The 15124-nt window shown below is 60.6% G+C and carries 15 protein-coding genes and 1 pseudogene; 3 read left to right on the forward strand and 13 right to left on the reverse strand.

What is annotated here, in order from left to right; all coding sequences use genetic code 11:
- Positions 1–2: 2 nt before the first annotated feature.
- The 9 genes from G5137_RS10270 to argS all read right to left on the reverse strand — a co-directional run bounded on the left by G5137_RS10270 (position 3) and on the right by argS (position 9753).
- Positions 3–1112 carry an ABC transporter permease gene (locus tag G5137_RS10270; RefSeq protein ID WP_201995014.1) on the reverse strand — a complete coding sequence of 370 codons (1110 nt, stop codon included), beginning with the start codon at positions 1110–1112 and terminating at the stop codon, positions 3–5.
- On the reverse strand, positions 1109–2878 hold the full coding sequence (locus tag G5137_RS10275) for an ATP-binding cassette domain-containing protein (protein WP_421255343.1): 1770 nt from the start codon (positions 2876–2878) through the stop codon (positions 1109–1111). The genes G5137_RS10270 and G5137_RS10275 overlap by 4 nt, the downstream gene beginning before the upstream one ends.
- Positions 2875–3843 (reverse strand): secretion protein HlyD, encoded by a 969-nt coding sequence (gene hlyD / locus G5137_RS10280; protein WP_216949952.1) that lies wholly within the window; start codon positions 3841–3843, stop codon positions 2875–2877. Before hlyD ends, G5137_RS10275 begins: the two co-directional genes overlap by 4 nt.
- Before the next feature lie 85 nt (positions 3844–3928).
- On the reverse strand, positions 3929–4570 hold the full coding sequence (locus tag G5137_RS10285; protein WP_005355553.1) for a TetR/AcrR family transcriptional regulator: 642 nt from the start codon (positions 4568–4570) through the stop codon (positions 3929–3931).
- Between the two features lie 248 nt (positions 4571–4818).
- Complete coding sequence (gene hslU, locus G5137_RS10290) at positions 4819–6147, reverse strand: HslU--HslV peptidase ATPase subunit (RefSeq protein ID WP_421221979.1); 1329 nt, start codon at positions 6145–6147, stop codon at positions 4819–4821.
- 64 nt (positions 6148–6211) lie between these two features.
- A complete protein-coding gene (gene hslV / locus G5137_RS10295) occupies positions 6212–6745 on the reverse strand; it encodes an ATP-dependent protease subunit HslV (RefSeq protein WP_204384878.1) in 534 nt (177 codons plus the stop codon).
- Positions 6746–6931: 186 nt separating this feature from the next.
- Entirely contained in the window at positions 6932–7126 is a 195-nt protein-coding gene (locus G5137_RS10300) for a DUF1737 domain-containing protein (protein ID WP_227341620.1), read from the reverse strand.
- Between the two features lie 35 nt (positions 7127–7161).
- Entirely contained in the window at positions 7162–8004 is an 843-nt protein-coding gene (locus tag G5137_RS10305; RefSeq protein ID WP_227341619.1) for an SPOR domain-containing protein, read from the reverse strand.
- A gap of 3 nt (positions 8005–8007) precedes the next feature.
- On the reverse strand, positions 8008–9753 hold the full coding sequence (gene argS / locus G5137_RS10310; protein ID WP_227341618.1) for an arginine--tRNA ligase: 1746 nt from the start codon (positions 9751–9753) through the stop codon (positions 8008–8010).
- A gap of 299 nt (positions 9754–10052) precedes the next feature.
- On the opposite strand from argS, the gene G5137_RS10315 reads away from it, so the two are divergent.
- From G5137_RS10315 to G5137_RS10325, 3 genes are all read left to right on the forward strand, one after another.
- Positions 10053–10619 (forward strand): LON peptidase substrate-binding domain-containing protein, encoded by a 567-nt coding sequence (locus tag G5137_RS10315; protein WP_279011232.1) that lies wholly within the window; start codon positions 10053–10055, stop codon positions 10617–10619.
- Positions 10620–10760: 141 nt separating this feature from the next.
- Entirely contained in the window at positions 10761–11330 is a 570-nt protein-coding gene (locus G5137_RS10320) for a sigma-70 family RNA polymerase sigma factor (RefSeq protein ID WP_227343139.1), read from the forward strand.
- Positions 11323–12012 (forward strand): ChrR family anti-sigma-E factor, encoded by a 690-nt coding sequence (locus G5137_RS10325; RefSeq protein WP_227341616.1) that lies wholly within the window; start codon positions 11323–11325, stop codon positions 12010–12012. The genes G5137_RS10320 and G5137_RS10325 overlap by 8 nt, the downstream gene beginning before the upstream one ends.
- A gap of 66 nt (positions 12013–12078) precedes the next feature.
- Here the strand turns inward: G5137_RS10325 and bacA are convergent, their stop codons facing one another.
- From bacA to G5137_RS10345, 4 genes and pseudogenes are all read right to left on the reverse strand, one after another.
- Positions 12079–12894, reverse strand: coding sequence for an undecaprenyl-diphosphate phosphatase (gene bacA / locus G5137_RS10330; RefSeq protein ID WP_227341615.1), 816 nt, complete (start codon positions 12892–12894; stop codon positions 12079–12081).
- A gap of 114 nt (positions 12895–13008) precedes the next feature.
- A pseudogene (locus tag G5137_RS10335) lies at positions 13009–13140 on the reverse strand (galactose-1-epimerase); the annotation flags it as partial.
- Between the two features lie 34 nt (positions 13141–13174).
- The gene (locus tag G5137_RS10340; protein ID WP_421221976.1) at positions 13175–13498 is read right to left on the reverse strand and encodes a SemiSWEET transporter; all 324 of its coding nucleotides are present in this window, start codon (positions 13496–13498) and stop codon (positions 13175–13177) included.
- Positions 13499–13759: 261 nt separating this feature from the next.
- Positions 13760–15106, reverse strand: a complete 1347-nt coding sequence (locus G5137_RS10345; protein WP_216952636.1) for an MFS transporter — start codon at positions 15104–15106, stop codon at positions 13760–13762.
- Positions 15107–15124: the final 18 nt, after the last annotated feature.

A 15124-nucleotide genomic window follows, 5' to 3' on the forward strand; every position in this document is an offset into this window, starting at 1 on the left:
GGTTACTCCAGAGTGCGCCGCGTCTTGCGGGCGGTCAGGGCCAGCCAGAAACCCGCCAGCAGCAGCAGACAGAAACCGTTGACCAGCAGGATCGAGAAGACGCTGCCCGCCTGATAGAGGGTCTGCAGGGAGCTCGCGAAGTAGCGGGCCGGAATGAGGTGAGTGATGGCCCGCAGCAGCGGCGGCATGCTGGCGATCTCGAACACGAAGCCCGACAGCATCACGGCGGGCAGAAAGGCGGCGATCAGCGCTGCCTGTGCGGCATTGAACTGGCTGCGCATCACGGTGGAGAGAAACAGCCCGAGTCCGAGGGCGCTGCCGAGAAAGACGCTGGTGACCAGAAAGAGCAGCAGCAGGGAGCCGCGCCATGGCACGCCCATCACCGTCACCGAGAAGAGCAGGCAGAGCAGCATGGCAATGATGCCAAGGCCATAGTAGGGCAACAGCTTGGAGAGCAGCAGCTCCCCCTTGGTGACCGGGGTGGCGAGCAGCGCCTCCATGGTGCCGCGCTCCCACTCCCGCGCCACCACCAGCGAGGTGAGCAGGGCCCCTATGATGGTCATCACCACCGCAATGGAGCCCGGTACCAGAAAGTTGCGGCTCACCAGCGCCGGGTTGAACCAGGCGCGGCTCTCTATCGACACCGGTATGGCGACCCCCTCGCCAGCGAGCCACCCCTGCCAGATCCCCTGCACATAGTTGGTGACGAAGTTGGCGGTGTTGGGCTCGGAGCCATCGGTCAGCAGCAGCGCCTGCGGCGTGCCATTGCCCTGACCGGCCATGGCGCGGGAGAAGCCGTCATCGATCACCAGCAGGCCGCGGATCTCGCCGCGGGCCAGACTGGCGAGCAGGGACTCCTTGCTCGGGCCGCTGTGGATCTCCAGCGCGGTAGAGCCGCGCAGGGCCTGCTCCAGCCGCACCGCCGGGGCGCCGCTGTCGGTACGCCAGATGCCGAGGCGCAGGTGGTCCACATCCAGATTGATGGCGTAACCCATTACCACCAGCAGTACCACCGGCATGATGAAGGCGATGAGGATGCTGCTCGGGTCACGGACGATTTGCAGCGTCTCCTTGCGGCAGAGGGCCAGCAGTCGCCGACGGTTGATGCTCATGCGTCCTCCTCGCTGGCCCGCTCGACCAGGGTGATAAAGGCCTCTTCCATTGTTGGCAAAGAACAGGTCGACAAGGAGCCGGTTGGCAAAGAGGTCGCCGCTTCTTTGGCGGCCAGCCCCTTGAGATCGTCCGGGGTGCCGAGGGCCAGCAGCTTGCCGCGATAGATGAGGGCGATGCGGTCGCAATACTCCGCCTCGTCCATAAAGTGGGTGGTGACCAGCACGGTGACGCCGTGGTCGGCCAGCGCGTTGATGTGCGACCAGAACTCGCGCCGGGTCACCGGATCGACCCCGGAGGTGGGCTCGTCGAGGAACAGCAGCGGCGGCTCGTGCAGCAGGGCGCAGGCCAGCGATAAGCGCTGGCGCAGGCCGAGGGGCAGGGATTCCGCCTTCTGATCGAGCCAGGGGGCGAGGGCAAAGGCAGTCACCATAGCGTCGATCCGCGTCTGCTGGTGGCGGCCGAACAGGCCGTAGATACCGGCGAAGAAGGAGAGGTTCTGCGCCACGGTGAGCTGCTTGTAGAGGGAGAACTTCTGTGCCATGTAGCCGAGGCGCTGGCGTGCCGCCGAGGGGCTGTGGGCCAGATCGATGCCGGTCACCAGCGCCTGCCCCTCGCTCGGGCGCAGCAGGCCGCACTCCATCTTGAAGGTGGTGGACTTGCCCGCCCCGTTGGGGCCGAGCAGGCCGAAGATCTCGCCGCGGCGCACCGCAAAGCTGACATCATCGGTGGCGGCAAAATCGCCAAAGCGCTTGGTGAGGTGGCGCGCCTCGATCACCGCCTCGGGGGAGACCCCCTGCGGCAGTTCGGCTTCCCGCATCCCGGCTGCCAGGCTCGACTCCCCGCCGGGGCCACCGCCGAGCAGGTCGATAAAGGCATCTTCCAGCCGGGGCTGGGCCGGTTGAAATGCGCCGTTGGCGAGATGTAGCTCCGGGAGCGGCGGGGGCGTCATGCCGGGGTGCAGCAGCAGGCGAACCCGCTCCCCCGCCACCGCGCCATCCATCACCGCCGAGTGAGCCAGTGCCCGGCGCAGCAGGGCGCGTCGCTCGCGGCCATCCAGCAGCCCCGCCTCCAGCAGCCAGCAGCGGCTGGCCATGGCCCCCATCAGATCGGCTGGCGTGCCGCTGGTGCGCACCTCGCCATCTGCCATCAGCAGCACGTGGTCGCACAGCTCTGCCTCGTCGAGATAGGCGGTACTCCAGAGCACCGTCATCCCCCCCTTGGCCAGCTCCCGCACCATCTGCCAGAGGGCGCGGCGGGAGATGGGATCGACCCCGACCCCCGGTTCGTCCAGCAGCAGCACATCCGGGGTGCCGAGCAGGGCGCAGGCCAGACCGAGTTTCTGCTTCATCCCGCCAGAGAGCTTGCCTGCCGGTCGTGCGGTGAAGCGGGCAAGGTCGGTGAAGGCGAGCAGCCGCGCGAAGGTGGGCGTACGTTCGGGCTCCAGTACGCCGCGCAAGTCAGCGTAGAGGGTGAGGTTCTCCAGCACGCTGAGATCCTCGTAGAGGCCGAACTGCTGGGGCATGTAGCCGAGGCGCTGGCGCAGCAGATCCCCCTCGCTCACCGGGTCCAGCCCCAGCACCCGGATGGTGCCCGCTTCGGGGATCAGCAAACCGGCCAGCAGGCGCAGCAAAGTGCTCTTGCCCGCGCCGTCGGGGCCGACCAGCCCTGTGATGCCGCCAGCCGGAATGGTGGCCGAGATGGCGTTGAGGGCGACCCGCTCACCAAAGCGTTTGGTGAGCCCCTCAAGGGAGATGGCGCAGCTCATGGCGCCAGCCTGACGGTGACCGGCATTCCTTGGCGCAGGGCCGGGTCGGGATCCTGCACCACGATGCGCAGCCGGTAGACGAGGTGGGTGCGAAGATCCGGCGTTTCCACCGATTTCGGGGTGAACTCGGCGGTGGGCGAGACAAATCCCACCACCCCGTGATAGGGCTGATCCGGCCGCGAGTCGGTGGTGAGGGTCACCTTGGCGCCGCTCGGGAAGTGGCCGAGCCAGGGCTCCTCCACATAGGCGCGCACCCAGACTGGCGCGGTCAGGGAGAGGTTGAAGGCGGTCGCTCCGCTCTGCACCATGCTGCCGTTCTCGACGGCGCGGCTGATGATGATGCCGTCGCTGGGGGCGGTCAGGCTGGCATCTGCCAGCGCCAGTTCGGCACTGGCGAGCGCCGCTTTGGCCCCTTCCAGCTGGGCATCGGACTGGGCAATTTCCTCCGGGCGGTAGCCGGTTTCGAGCTGGGCGAGCTGTTCGCGTGCGGAGCGCACCTGCGCCTGGGTCTGATCCCGCTGGGAGCGGGCGGTATCGAGCTGACCGCGTGAGATGGCGCCGGTGGCGGCCAATGCACTCTGGCGGCGCCACTGCTGGTCGGCCTCCAGCGCAGCGGCTTCGGCGGCGGCCAGTGCGGCCCGGGCACGGTCGGTCTCTTCGCTGCGATAGCCTTTGTGGATCAAGGCGTTGGCGGCAGTGAGCGCGGCCAGATTGGCGCGGGCGCTGTCGCGGCTGTGGGTGAGGGGAACCGGATCGAGGCGGGCCAGCAGTTGACCGGCTTTTACCCTATCCCCCTCATCGACCAGCACCTGATCGACGCGTCCGCCGACACGAAAGGCCAGATTGACGTCGCGAATATCGACGTTGCCGTAGAGGATGGAGCCGTCGGCCGGGCGCCCCTGCCACCAGAGGTAGCCGCCGATAACGGTTAGCAGCAGGGCTACGATTGCAATGCGTTGCTTCATACCGCTTCTCCTTGAGGATGGCTCTGCAACCAGAGGTAACCACTGAGAACGGCCAGCAGCAGGGCTACGATTGCAATGCGTTGTTTCATGCCGCTTCTCCTTCCTTCATGTCGGTGGGGCGCAGGCCGCGCAGGGCCCATACCAGCCGCTGTCTGGCGGCCTCGGGGTTGTCTATCTGGCTGATAAAGGGGGCGGCCTGTTCAGGCAGCCAGCCGAGCTGACGACCGCTGCCGGCGATAACCAGCGGTAGGCCGACCGACCCCATGATGAAGATCATCAGCTGGAGCGGGTGACCCGCGACCAGCGACCCTTCCGCCTGTGCCATCCGTACCTGTTCGATCAGCAGCAGGGGATGGCGGCGCGGCAGGCTGAGCAGAAAACGCTGGGCCGCCCCTTCGCCTGCCAGCGCATCGCCAAACAGGTGGTTGATAAAGCCGCGCTGGCGCGCCACCAGCCCGATCAGCGCCTCCATGGTGGCCTCGAACATGGCGATGGCAGAGGGGTAGGAACCTTTGGCTGCCACCGATTTGAGCTCGTCATAGAGGGGGGCGTACCAGAGCTCTACCAGCTCATCGATAAAGGCGTCGCGGTTGCCGAAGTGGTAGACAAAGGAGCCGAGGTTCACTTCGGCCGCCGCCGCCAGCTCGCGCACCGTCAGGCCGCGCAGCCCCTTCTCGGTGGCGATGGCGAGGCCGGTATCGAGCAGTTTCTGCCGGGTTGGATTCATCTTTCTGGTTCCTGCTGCACAGATTTATACATATGTATAAATCAATCACACAGAAGTTGATAGATCTTTTTTTGAGCAGATATCAGCAGGGATGAAAAACGGCGGGCATTCGAAAGGGATGGTTTGAAAACGTCTTTTGATTTAATGGGTTGCCGCAGATAAGGGCCAGAATCCGTGTAGATGACGGAGGCGGTGGAGAAATAAAAACGCCTCCAAAAGGGAGGCGTTTTCAGATCCATCGATCGCGCTTACAGAATAAAGCGGCTCAGATCCTCATCCTCGACAAGCGCACCGAGATGGGCGTTGACGTAGTCGGTGTCGATGACAAAGGTCTCGCCGGACTTCTCGGAGGCGTCGTAGGAGATATCTTCCATCAGGCGCTCCATCACGGTGTGCAGACGACGGGCACCGATGTTCTCGGTACGCTCGTTGACCTGCCAGGCCGCTTCGGCCAGACGGCGGATGCCATCCTTGGTGAACTCGATATTGACCCCTTCGGTGGCCATCAGCGCCTTGTACTGATCGGTCAGGGAGGCGTTCGGTTCGGTCAGGATACGCTCGAAGTCATCTGTGGTCAGGGCGGTCAGCTCGACGCGGATCGGCAGACGGCCCTGCAGCTCGGGGATGAGGTCGGACGGCTTGGCGATCTGGAAGGCGCCGGAGGCGACAAACAGGATGTGGTCGGTCTTGACCATGCCGTGCTTGGTGTTGACGGTGCAACCTTCAACCAGCGGCAGCAGGTCGCGCTGTACCCCTTCACGGGAGACGTCGGGGCCCGAGCTCTCGCCACGCTTGCAGATCTTGTCGATCTCGTCGAGGAAGACGATGCCGTTGTTCTCGACCGCGGCGATCGCTTTCTGCTTCAGCTCTTCCGGATTGACCAGACGGGCAGCTTCCTCTTCGATCAGCGCTTTCATGGCCTCTTTGACCTTGATCTTGCGCTTCTTCTTCTGGCTCTGGCCCAGGTTCTGGAACAGCCCCTGCAACTGGTTGGCCATCTCTTCCATGCCCGGCGGGGTCATGATTTCGACGCCCATCGGGGAGGCGGAGAGTTCCAGCTCGATCTCCTTGTCATCCAGCTGACCTTCCCGCAGTTTCTTGCGGAAGATCTGGCGGGTGTTGGAGTTGTCGGCTTTCTCTTCCTCACCCCAGGTGTTGCGCGGGTTGGGCAGCAGGGCGTCGAGGATGCGCTCTTCGGCGGCTTCCTCGGCGCGATATTTCATCTTCTCCATCTCGGTTTCGCGCACCAGCTTGATGGCGGCATCGGTCAGATCGCGGATGATGCTGTCTACTTCCTTGCCGACATAGCCCACTTCGGTGAACTTGGTCGCTTCCACCTTGATGAAGGGGGCGTTGGCCAGTTTGGCCAGACGACGGGCGATTTCGGTCTTGCCGACACCGGTCGGGCCGATCATCAGGATGTTTTTCGGGGTCACTTCATGGCGCATCTCTTCGTTGAGTTGCATCCGGCGCCAGCGGTTGCGCAGGGCAACGGCAACGGCACGCTTGGCATCGGCCTGACCAATGATGTGACGATCCAGCTCGTGGACGATTTCTCTCGGGGTCATCTCGGACATGATGGTGTTCCTGTATCCGGGGCGGGCAGTGCCCACCCCTTGGGAAATTGGGTTGGCTGGCGCCTTATTTGGCAACGTAGTCCAGCACTTCGATGGTGTGGTTGCCGTTGGTGAAGACGCAGATGTCGCCCGCAATCTTGAGGGACTTCTCGACAATGCTCCTGGCATCCAGCTCGGTGTTTTCCAGCAGCGCGATGGCGGCGGACTGGGCGAAGTTGCCACCGCTGCCGATGGCGATGAGATCGTGCTCCGGCTGCACCACGTCACCGTTGCCGGTGATGATGAAGGATTTGTGTTCGTCGGCCACGGCCAGCAGTGCTTCGAGGCGGCGCAGGGCGCGATCGGTGCGCCAATCTTTGGCCAGCGCCACGGCGGCGCGCTCCAGATTACCCTGATGGGCCTGCAGTTTTGCTTCGAAACGTTCGAGCAGGGTGAAGGCGTCGGCGGTACCGCCAGCGAAACCTGCCAGCACCTTGCCGTTATAGAGGCGATGAACCTTGCGGGCGTTGCCCTTCATGACGGTGTTGCCAAGAGAGACCTGGCCATCGCCACCGATGACGACCTGACCGTTGCGGCGAACTGAAACTATGGTAGTCACTTTACTTACCTCGCTTGAGCCGAATGACGGCCTGACTGTGCATGGCAAGAAAGATGGGGATGGCAAACGGGCTTTTCAACCCTGCCTTTGGTCGGGATAAACGGGGTAGCAATCAGGGTGGGTGCGAGTGACACCAAAAGAACAGGGCCGGGTGTTGCCACCCGGCCCTGCTGCAAACTGTCCGCATTATGTTGTTTCAGACCAGACTACCGCTTGGCACACGATCACAGTTTGGCCATTGAACGTCGCCGAGGGAGAACCATACAGCGTGTAGCCTTGAGCTAGTGCTTCGCTGACACGAAAACAAAATGCCGCGTCATCAGGCCCAGTAATCAAGCGGTAAACCGGAAGGCCATTTGGTGGCTGTTTCGAATTTGTCATGTTCTGGTTCTCTGCTGGTTCAGCCTGACAGTATGCTAACCCTTCTTGGCAATGCAGCCGCTGATGCCGGAGCTCTGCAGCTTGCCGTTGGCCGCGTCGGCGGCCGCCTTGCCGTTGAAGGGGCCCACCATCACCTTGTAGACCGTGCCGTTGGCCGTGTTGACCACCTGCAGGCTGGAAGAGAGACCGGCGGTGAAGGCGATACGTGCCTTTAGCGACTCTGCGGAATCCTGCGAGCGCAGAGCCGCGCACTGCATCATATAGCGACTGCTGTCGGCGGCTGCGGTCTGGGCTGGCGGGTTAGCCGCTTTGGCCTTGGCCGCTTCGGCCCGCTCCCGCTCCAGCTCGGCACGGATCTCCCGCTCCATTCGCTCCCGTTCGGCCTGGCGATCGATCACCTGTTCCCGAGCGCTGGCAACGGGCGCACCGTTGTCAGGCGTGGTCGCCGGATTGGTCTGATAGGGTTTGGACTGGCCGATGGGCGTCCCCGGTTGGGGAATGTCGGTCGGTACCGGTTGCGGCAGCTTTTCCGGCTGCAGGGTCAGAGTATCGGCGGGGGGCGGTGGCAGCACGCCCGGCTGGGGCGGTGGCTCGATAACATCGACCTGCTTGTTCTCAAGCCGTTCGATGTAGCTCCACTTCTCCTGTGGCAACCCGTTGTTCTGTGGTTTTGGCTTGTTGGCCTTTACCTGCTCTTCGATGGTGGGGGCGTCGCTGCCCTTGCCATTGATCATGTAAAGGAAGCCACCAAAGCCTGCCAGCAGTGCCACGACCAGCAGCACTGGAATAACAGGAAAGCGGCGCGGAGCCGCTTTCTTGGTATTGCGGCCACCCGCCCGACGTCGTGGGCGGCTGCCGACATAATCCCGGGTTGCCATCTATTACATGCGCTCCAGGGGATGGATGCCCAGTACGCCGAGGCCCAGTTTCAGCACCTTGGCGGTGGCGGCGCACAGCAGCAGACGGCTCTGACGGGTTGCCTCGTCCACGCCATCCTTGTTGATCGGGCAGGCTTCATAGAAGGTCATGAAGTTGCCGGACAACTCGTACAGGTAGGTACAGAGCAGGTGTGGCATGCCTTTGTCGGCCACGCCGTTGACCGCGTCGGAGAACTGGATCAGCTTCTGGGCCAGCACCTCTTCGGCTTCCTCGTTCAGGGTCACATTGCCGGTAAGGGTAGCGGCATCGACGCCAGCCTTGCGGAAGATGGACTGGATACGGGTGTAGGCATACTGCAGGTAAGGGGCGGTGTTGCCTTCAAAGGAGAGCATCAGATCCCAGTCGAAGATGTAGTCGGTAGTGCGGTTCTTGGAGAGATCCGCATACTTGACCGCGCCCATGGCGATGGCGTTGACCACCTGGGCTTTCTCTTCGGCAGAGAGGTCGCTGTTGCGGCTCTCCAGCAGGGCGGCGGCGCGCTCTTCCGCTTCGTTCAGCAGGTCGACCAGCTTGACGGTGCCACCGGAGCGGGTTTTGTAGGGACGACCATCCTTGCCCAGCATCATGCCAAAGGCGTGGTGCTCGAGCGGCACGGATTCCGGCACATAACCCGCCTTGCGGGTGATGGTCCAGGCCTGCATCAGGTGCTGGTGCTGACGGGAGTCGATGAAGTACATCACCCGGTCGGCGCCCAGAGTTTCGTAACGGTATTTGGCACAGGCGATGTCGGTGGTGGTGTAGAGGAAACCGCCATCGCTCTTCTGGATGATGACGCCCATGGCCTCGCCATCCTTGTTCTTGAACTCGTCCAGGAAGACAACGGTGGCGCCTTCGCTCTCGACCGCCAGCCCCTTGGCTTTCAGGTCGGCAACGATCTCCGGCAGCATGTCGTTGTACATGGACTCGCCCATGATGTCCTTGTTGGTCAGGGAGACATTCAGGCGGTCGTAGTTGCGCTGGTTCTGCTCCATGGTCATGTCGACCAGCTTCTTCCACATGGTACGGCAGTACTCGTCGCCACCCTGCAGTTTCACCACGTAGTTACGGGCGCGCTCGGCGAAGGCTTCGTCTTCGTCGTAGCAACGCTTGGCCTGGGTGTAGAAGGCTTCCAGGTCGCGCAGCTCCATGTCGGAGGCGTTCTCGTTGGCCATCTTCTCCAGATAGGCGATCAGCATGCCGAACTGCGTACCCCAGTCACCGATGTGGTTGGCTCGCACCACCTTGTGGCCGAGGAACTCCAGCGCACGAGCGGCTACGTCACCGAGTACGGTGGAGCGGATGTGGTGCACCGCCATCTCTTTGGCTACGTTGGGGGCGGAGTAGTCCACCACCACGGTTTGTGGCGTGGGCAACCGTACGTTGGCGTTGGCAGAGGTCACCATGGCCTCGACCTGACCGGCCAGCCAGCGCTGGTCGAAGAAGAAGTTGATGAAGCCGGGGCCGGCGATCTCGACCTTGGCGATCAGGTCGGAGGCAGGCAGGTGCTCGATGATGGCCGCCGCCAGCTCACGGGGATTCTTGCGGGCCGGCTTGGCCAGCAGCATGGCCAGGTTGGTGGCCAGGTCACCGTGAGCTTTTTCCTTGCATCGGTCTACTTGCACGCGGGCTTCCAGGTCCGCCGGCAGGACGCCTGCTGACTTGAGATTGGCTACCGTTTGTTCAAGTAGATGATGAATATGCTCTTTCATAACTGACCACCAAGGTTGCGCGTCGAAAAATGACTGATATATAAGGGCGTGAATTTTACCCGCATCGGCTCGAGAAAACTATAGGGATGACCCGCCGCTCGCTGTCGGGCGGATATTTCACTGCGTTTGGCGCCATATTCCAGAATATTGGACGGAAATTATGGTGCTTATCCATTTCTACTGCATATCGAAGCGCCTTGTCCAGGCTATTTCCCCTGATTGTTAAGGGTTTTTCCCGACACTGATCTCCCGCTGGCTGTTGCACGTACCTAGAGTCGTAACCCAGCAAGGAGTTTGTGATGCGACTGGCACTGTTTCCCCTATCAGCCCACCTGCTGCCCGGCGGCATCATGCCGCTGCGGATCTTCGAACCCAGATACCTGCGGATGGTGGCCGAAGCGGGGGAGGCGGGCTTTGCCCTCTGCATGGTGGATCCGCGCCAGCCTGACGCCCTGCGCAACATGCTGCCCATCGCCACCCGGGTCAACGTCATCGACTTCGACCGGCTGCCGGACGGCATGCTGGGGATCACGGTGCAGGGGGTGGAGCGGCTGCAGATAGAGGATCTGTGGCAGGAGCAGGATGGCCTGCGCATCGGTGAGGTAACCTCGCTGCCGGCATGGCCGCCCCGGCGGCTCCATCCCGATCAGCTGCCACTGGCCGATGCGCTGCGGGAGGTGTTTGCCGACTATCCCGACTATGCCGCCCTCTATCCCGCCCCCCGCTGGGACGATGGCAACTGGGTGGCACAGCGCTGGCTGGAGGTGCTGCCGATCCCCCCCGAGCAGAAGCAGCTGCTGCTGGCCGCCGCCGACAATCAGCCCGCCATCGCCCTGCTCAAAGGAGTGCTGGTGGCCAGTCACTGATTTTTTTCTGAACTGCTGATCTGCCAGCGCCGCAGAGCCGTATTAGTCATTACCACAGCATGTTCGACAGCACACCAAAGGGATGGCGCAATGGCATATACTGGCCAACCACACTCGACCATACGCAGGACTTCGCCCGTGATGGATAACTCGGATGGCGACCTCAAATCTCTGCTGATCAGGGTGGCAGAGCAGGCTGACAAGGCTGCTTTTGCCCGCCTGTTCCAACACTTTGCGCCGCGCATTCGCAGCTATGGGCTGCGCCATCTCGGCAGCGAGGCCAACGCCATGGAGCTGGTGCAGGAGACCATGCTGCTGGTATGGCAGAAGGCGCGCCTCTACCACCCCGAGAAGGGGGCGCCGACCACCTGGATCTATACCGTGATGCGCAACCAGTGCTTCGATCTGCTGCGCCGGCGCCGTGCCAGCAAGGAGGATCTCTGTGCCGAGGAGCTGTGGCCGGTGCTGGAGTTTCAGGCCGAAGAGGAGCATCTGAGTGGAGGGGAGGATGCCGTGCTGACCCGTCAGATGGCCCACTATCTGGGCACCCTGCCTGAGCCGCAACAGCAGGTGGTACGTGGCATCTATCTGCAGGAGTTCTCCCAGCAGGAGCTGGCGGAGCGCCTTGGCGTGCCGCTCGGTACTATCAAGTCCCGCCTCAGACTGGCGCTACAGAAACTGAAAGAGCAAGTGGAGCAAGGCCATGATTAAAGCCCATCCAACCGACCCTATGCTGCGCGCCTTCGCCGCCGACGAGCTCCCTCTGCCGCTGGCGGTCGGGCTCTCCGCTCACTGCGAGCTCTGCCCCGATTGTGCTGCCCGATTGAAAGCATTTGAGGAGGAGCTGGCGCAGCAATATCTTGCCTCGCTAGCAGAGCCTGAGTTGGCCTCCCACGATGAAGTGGCGCTGGACGTCGGGTTTGACGCCATGCTGGCGGATATTCTGGCGCAGCCCGAACCGGTTGCCGCACCCGTTACCGATCTGCCCCGAGCCCAGCCGGCCGAGCTCGAAGTGGCCGGTCACGCCTATCGTTTGCCACGGGTGTTGGCCCGCTACCGTTCGCCCAAGTGGCGCCATATCGGGGCCATTCGTCAGCAGAGTTTGCCGCTGGACGAGATGGGGACACGCGCCAGTCTGCTCCATATCGAAGCGGGCGGCCGTATCCCCGAGCACACCCATCAGGGCTATGAGCTGACCCTGCTGCTGGCGGGCAATATTCAGGATGGCGATACCCTTTACAAGGCGGGTGATTTCATCTGGCGCGATGCCAGCCATTCCCACAGTCCGCATACGCCGGACGGTTGCCTCTGCTACACGGTGCAGGATGCGCCGGTGCAGTTCACCAAGGGGCTGTCACGGCTGCTCAATGGCATCAGTCAGCACCTCTACTAAACGGTGTGAGCCAATAGAAAAAGGGACCAGTTTGGTCCCTTTTGTCATTTCATTGCTGGTGGCCGGTCAGGCGACAAACACCAGATAGACGGCGAATGCCACGACAAAGCGGTAGATGGCGAACGGGATAAAGTCGATGCGGCGGATCAATGTCAGGAAGGTCTTGATCGCAAACATCGCTACCACGAAGGCGGTGATAAAGCCCACTGCAAACATCGGGAAGTCGGCCATCGAGAGGAAATCGCGGCTCTTGTAGAGATCAAGCCCGCTGGCCGCCACCATCATGGGCACTGCCATGATGAAGGAGAACTCGGCGGCGGCGTGACGGCTGATCCCCATCAGCATGCCACCACTGATGGTGGCGCCGGAGCGTGAGAAGCCTGGCCACAGCGCCAGACACTGGAACAGACCGATGCCGAACGCCTGTTTGTAGCTGATGTCATCCAGAGTTTCAGCTGTGACGGCCGGGCGGAACTTCTCGGCGATGATGAGCAGGATGCCCCCCGCGACCAGCGCGTACATTACGGTCTGTGGACCAAACAGGTTGGCCTTGATCCAGCTGTGGATGGCCAGACCGACCACGATGGCGGGCAGCATGCCGAGGATGACGTGGATCAGCGACAGGGTGGCATGATCCCGGGACGGCTTCTGGCCAAAGTGGATGCCAATCAGGCCAAACAGGCGGCGCCAGAAGACGGCGACTACGGCGAGGATGGAGCCAAGCTGGATCACCACTTCGAAAGTGGCAGCCTTGGGCCCTTCAAAGCCCAGCAGATGGCCGACGATAATCATGTGGCCGGTGGAGGAGACGGGGAGGAACTCGGTCAGCCCCTCGACGACGCCCAGAATAAAGGCGACCAGCAGGCTATAGGTGTCAGTCATCGAACAAACAATCCTTAACTTCGTTGATGTAAAACGCCCCGGGAGGGTCTCGGGGCGGCTTATCTTGCTCGATAGTGACTGCTGAGGCTATGTAAAAATCATGAAACCTTTAAGTCAGTCGCGGATAAAACGGTAGCGGGTCTGGTGGTGATAACGCCCGCCCGGTAGCAGCCAGGGGTTGCCCAGCTCGGGCCGATTGGGGCTGTCCGGCAGTTGTTGCGCCTCAAGACAGAAGCCGTCGTGATCCCCGAGTGCCAGCCCCAGGTTGTATGAATGCTCATCAGTTCCTTTCGTTACGTAGCTTGAGCATCAGGACGGCGCAGGCCAGAGCGAGAGTGATGCTGTTTGCTATGGTGATGGGCATGTCGTTAGTGCGCAGGCCGTAGATCAACCATAGAAGTACGCCACAGCTGAAGGCCAGATACATATTGGTTGAGATGGCCCTGGTTTCTTGGGTCTTTATTATGTGTATAACTTGCAAGGCAAAAGATCCTGTGGTCAGAAAGGCTGCACAGAGACCGAGGTTGGCGGTGTCGAGCCAGAAAACCAGAACGCAGAGAGCGATTGGCACAATAACGATATTGTGCCAGAAATAAACCGACAAATTTGAACTCCTCAAAGACCAATGGAGGCAATGGATATTTATTATCGTGTAATATACTTCAGCAAAAGTTTACCCAGTGGCTTTCGATGATTCATGTAACTTATGTTGATTGCTTTTCCTATGCGCAATGCAACGAAAAAATAATTCATCAATCATTGTAGTTTTCATTTTCTTGAATGGAATTTGCCAGTCAAGTTGAATGGATAGAGGCGCTCAATTCGACTGGCGTATATTTTATGGTAAAGCATTCATTTTTTTATGTTAAAGAGACGAAATGGATCGCCATTTATTTAGAGCATGACGTACTTTGGCGTGCTTATCTTCGGTGAAATTGTAGCGGGTCATGATCATCACCCGTAATATGCTACCCAATATCGGCACAAGTGATATACAGATAAATAGTCCGTCCATCGTAGCCTGAGTCTGTGCCGCATTCGGTTGATAGCCAAGCCAGATCAGCAGGGTACCGGAAATACCACCTGCGATGGCCCAAGCCAGTTTGCCGGTAAAGGTCTGCCCCGAGAACGCGATGGCAGCGCAACGGCGGCCAGACTTTAGTTCTGCATATTCGATGGTCTCACTCAACATGGCCGAGATAAGCGGATTGGTGATGACGTTGGCCGCATGGATCAAGGCGAGGAAGCCGAACACCATTATCAGACTGTCGTAGCCTGTCGTATAGAAACCGATGCGTAATGCAATCTCCAGCAGAGTGAGTAGCAGGAAGAGATCACGTTTCCTGAGCTTGCTGGTCAATATCGGCATCAGCATACAGGCCATAGAGGTTGCCACACCGATAGAGCCCATCACCGAGAGCAGCCCGGCATCACCCATGTTGTAGGTGAAGAAGAAAATGTAGAGCCCGGTGGCCAGATTAAAGAACACGTTACAGAAGAAGGCGCCAAGTACATACGCCAACGGTTTGTTGGAACGCAGGACGCGGAAAGAGTCCCTAATGGTGATCTTGTCATTCGGATTGGGCTTGATGCGCTCTTTCATCTGGCTTGCTCCGAGCACCATCAGTGGCAGGGCGATCAGCATCAGGCAGATGGCACCTTCCATGTAGCCCTTGGTGCTGCTGGTTGCAGCAAACAGTTCGGTGAGCTTCGGGAATATGATGGAAGCACTGCCAATGCCGATATTGACGCCCAACATGGCGACGGTTACGGCCTTGGCTCGCTCCTGTGGCTCTTGGCTCATGACCGATGACATGGTCCAGAAAGGTACATCAGACAAGGTGTATATCATCCCCCACGCGATATAGGTGACTGCTGCATAAGCTACCTTGGTGGTCATGGGTAAATCCATGCCAATGAAGCTGAGAGAGGTGATCCCGGCAATCAAGAAGGGAACGAAAAGCATATATGGCGTGAATTTGCCACGTTTGAAATTAAGAGTGTCCATATAACCAGCGATAATAGGATCGTTGATGGCATCCCATACTCTGGCAATGAGGAAAATAGCCCCAGCTGCAGCGGGCGATATTCCAAGGATATCGGTGTAAAAATAGAGGATAAATGATCCCACCAGGCCGAAACTGAGGCATTGCCCGACGGCATAGCTGAAATATCCCACCAGCTCTCTATTGTGTATCTTTTGATCTGTCATCTGCCAACCTTTCCCAAC

This window comes from Aeromonas sp. 600282 (assembly GCF_049175755.1).
GTDB lineage: Bacteria > Pseudomonadota > Gammaproteobacteria > Enterobacterales > Aeromonadaceae > Aeromonas > Aeromonas veronii_A.

Bases quoted from the DNA above. Each gene is read 5' to 3' on its own strand.
- G5137_RS10270 (WP_201995014.1), bottom strand. From the start codon at position 1,112: ATGAGCATCAACCGTCGGCGACTGCTGGCCCTCTGCCGCAAGGAGACG.
- G5137_RS10275 (WP_421255343.1), bottom strand. From the start codon at position 2,878: ATGAGCTGCGCCATCTCCCTTGAGGGGCTCACCAAACGCTTTGGTGAG.
- hlyD (WP_216949952.1), bottom strand. From the start codon at position 3,843: ATGAAGCAACGCATTGCAATCGTAGCCCTGCTGCTAACCGTTATCGGC.
- G5137_RS10285 (WP_005355553.1), bottom strand. From the start codon at position 4,570: ATGAATCCAACCCGGCAGAAACTGCTCGATACCGGCCTCGCCATCGCC.
- hslU (WP_421221979.1), bottom strand. From the start codon at position 6,147: ATGTCCGAGATGACCCCGAGAGAAATCGTCCACGAGCTGGATCGTCAC.
- G5137_RS10300 (WP_227341620.1), bottom strand. From the start codon at position 7,126: ATGACAAATTCGAAACAGCCACCAAATGGCCTTCCGGTTTACCGCTTG.
- G5137_RS10305 (WP_227341619.1), bottom strand. From the start codon at position 8,004: ATGGCAACCCGGGATTATGTCGGCAGCCGCCCACGACGTCGGGCGGGT.
- argS (WP_227341618.1), bottom strand. From the start codon at position 9,753: ATGAAAGAGCATATTCATCATCTACTTGAACAAACGGTAGCCAATCTC.
- G5137_RS10315 (WP_279011232.1), top strand. From the start codon at position 10,053: ATGCGACTGGCACTGTTTCCCCTATCAGCCCACCTGCTGCCCGGCGGC.
- G5137_RS10320 (WP_227343139.1), top strand. From the start codon at position 10,761: ATGGATAACTCGGATGGCGACCTCAAATCTCTGCTGATCAGGGTGGCA.
- G5137_RS10325 (WP_227341616.1), top strand. From the start codon at position 11,323: ATGATTAAAGCCCATCCAACCGACCCTATGCTGCGCGCCTTCGCCGCC.
- bacA (WP_227341615.1), bottom strand. From the start codon at position 12,894: ATGACTGACACCTATAGCCTGCTGGTCGCCTTTATTCTGGGCGTCGTC.
- G5137_RS10345 (WP_216952636.1), bottom strand. From the start codon at position 15,106: ATGACAGATCAAAAGATACACAATAGAGAGCTGGTGGGATATTTCAGC.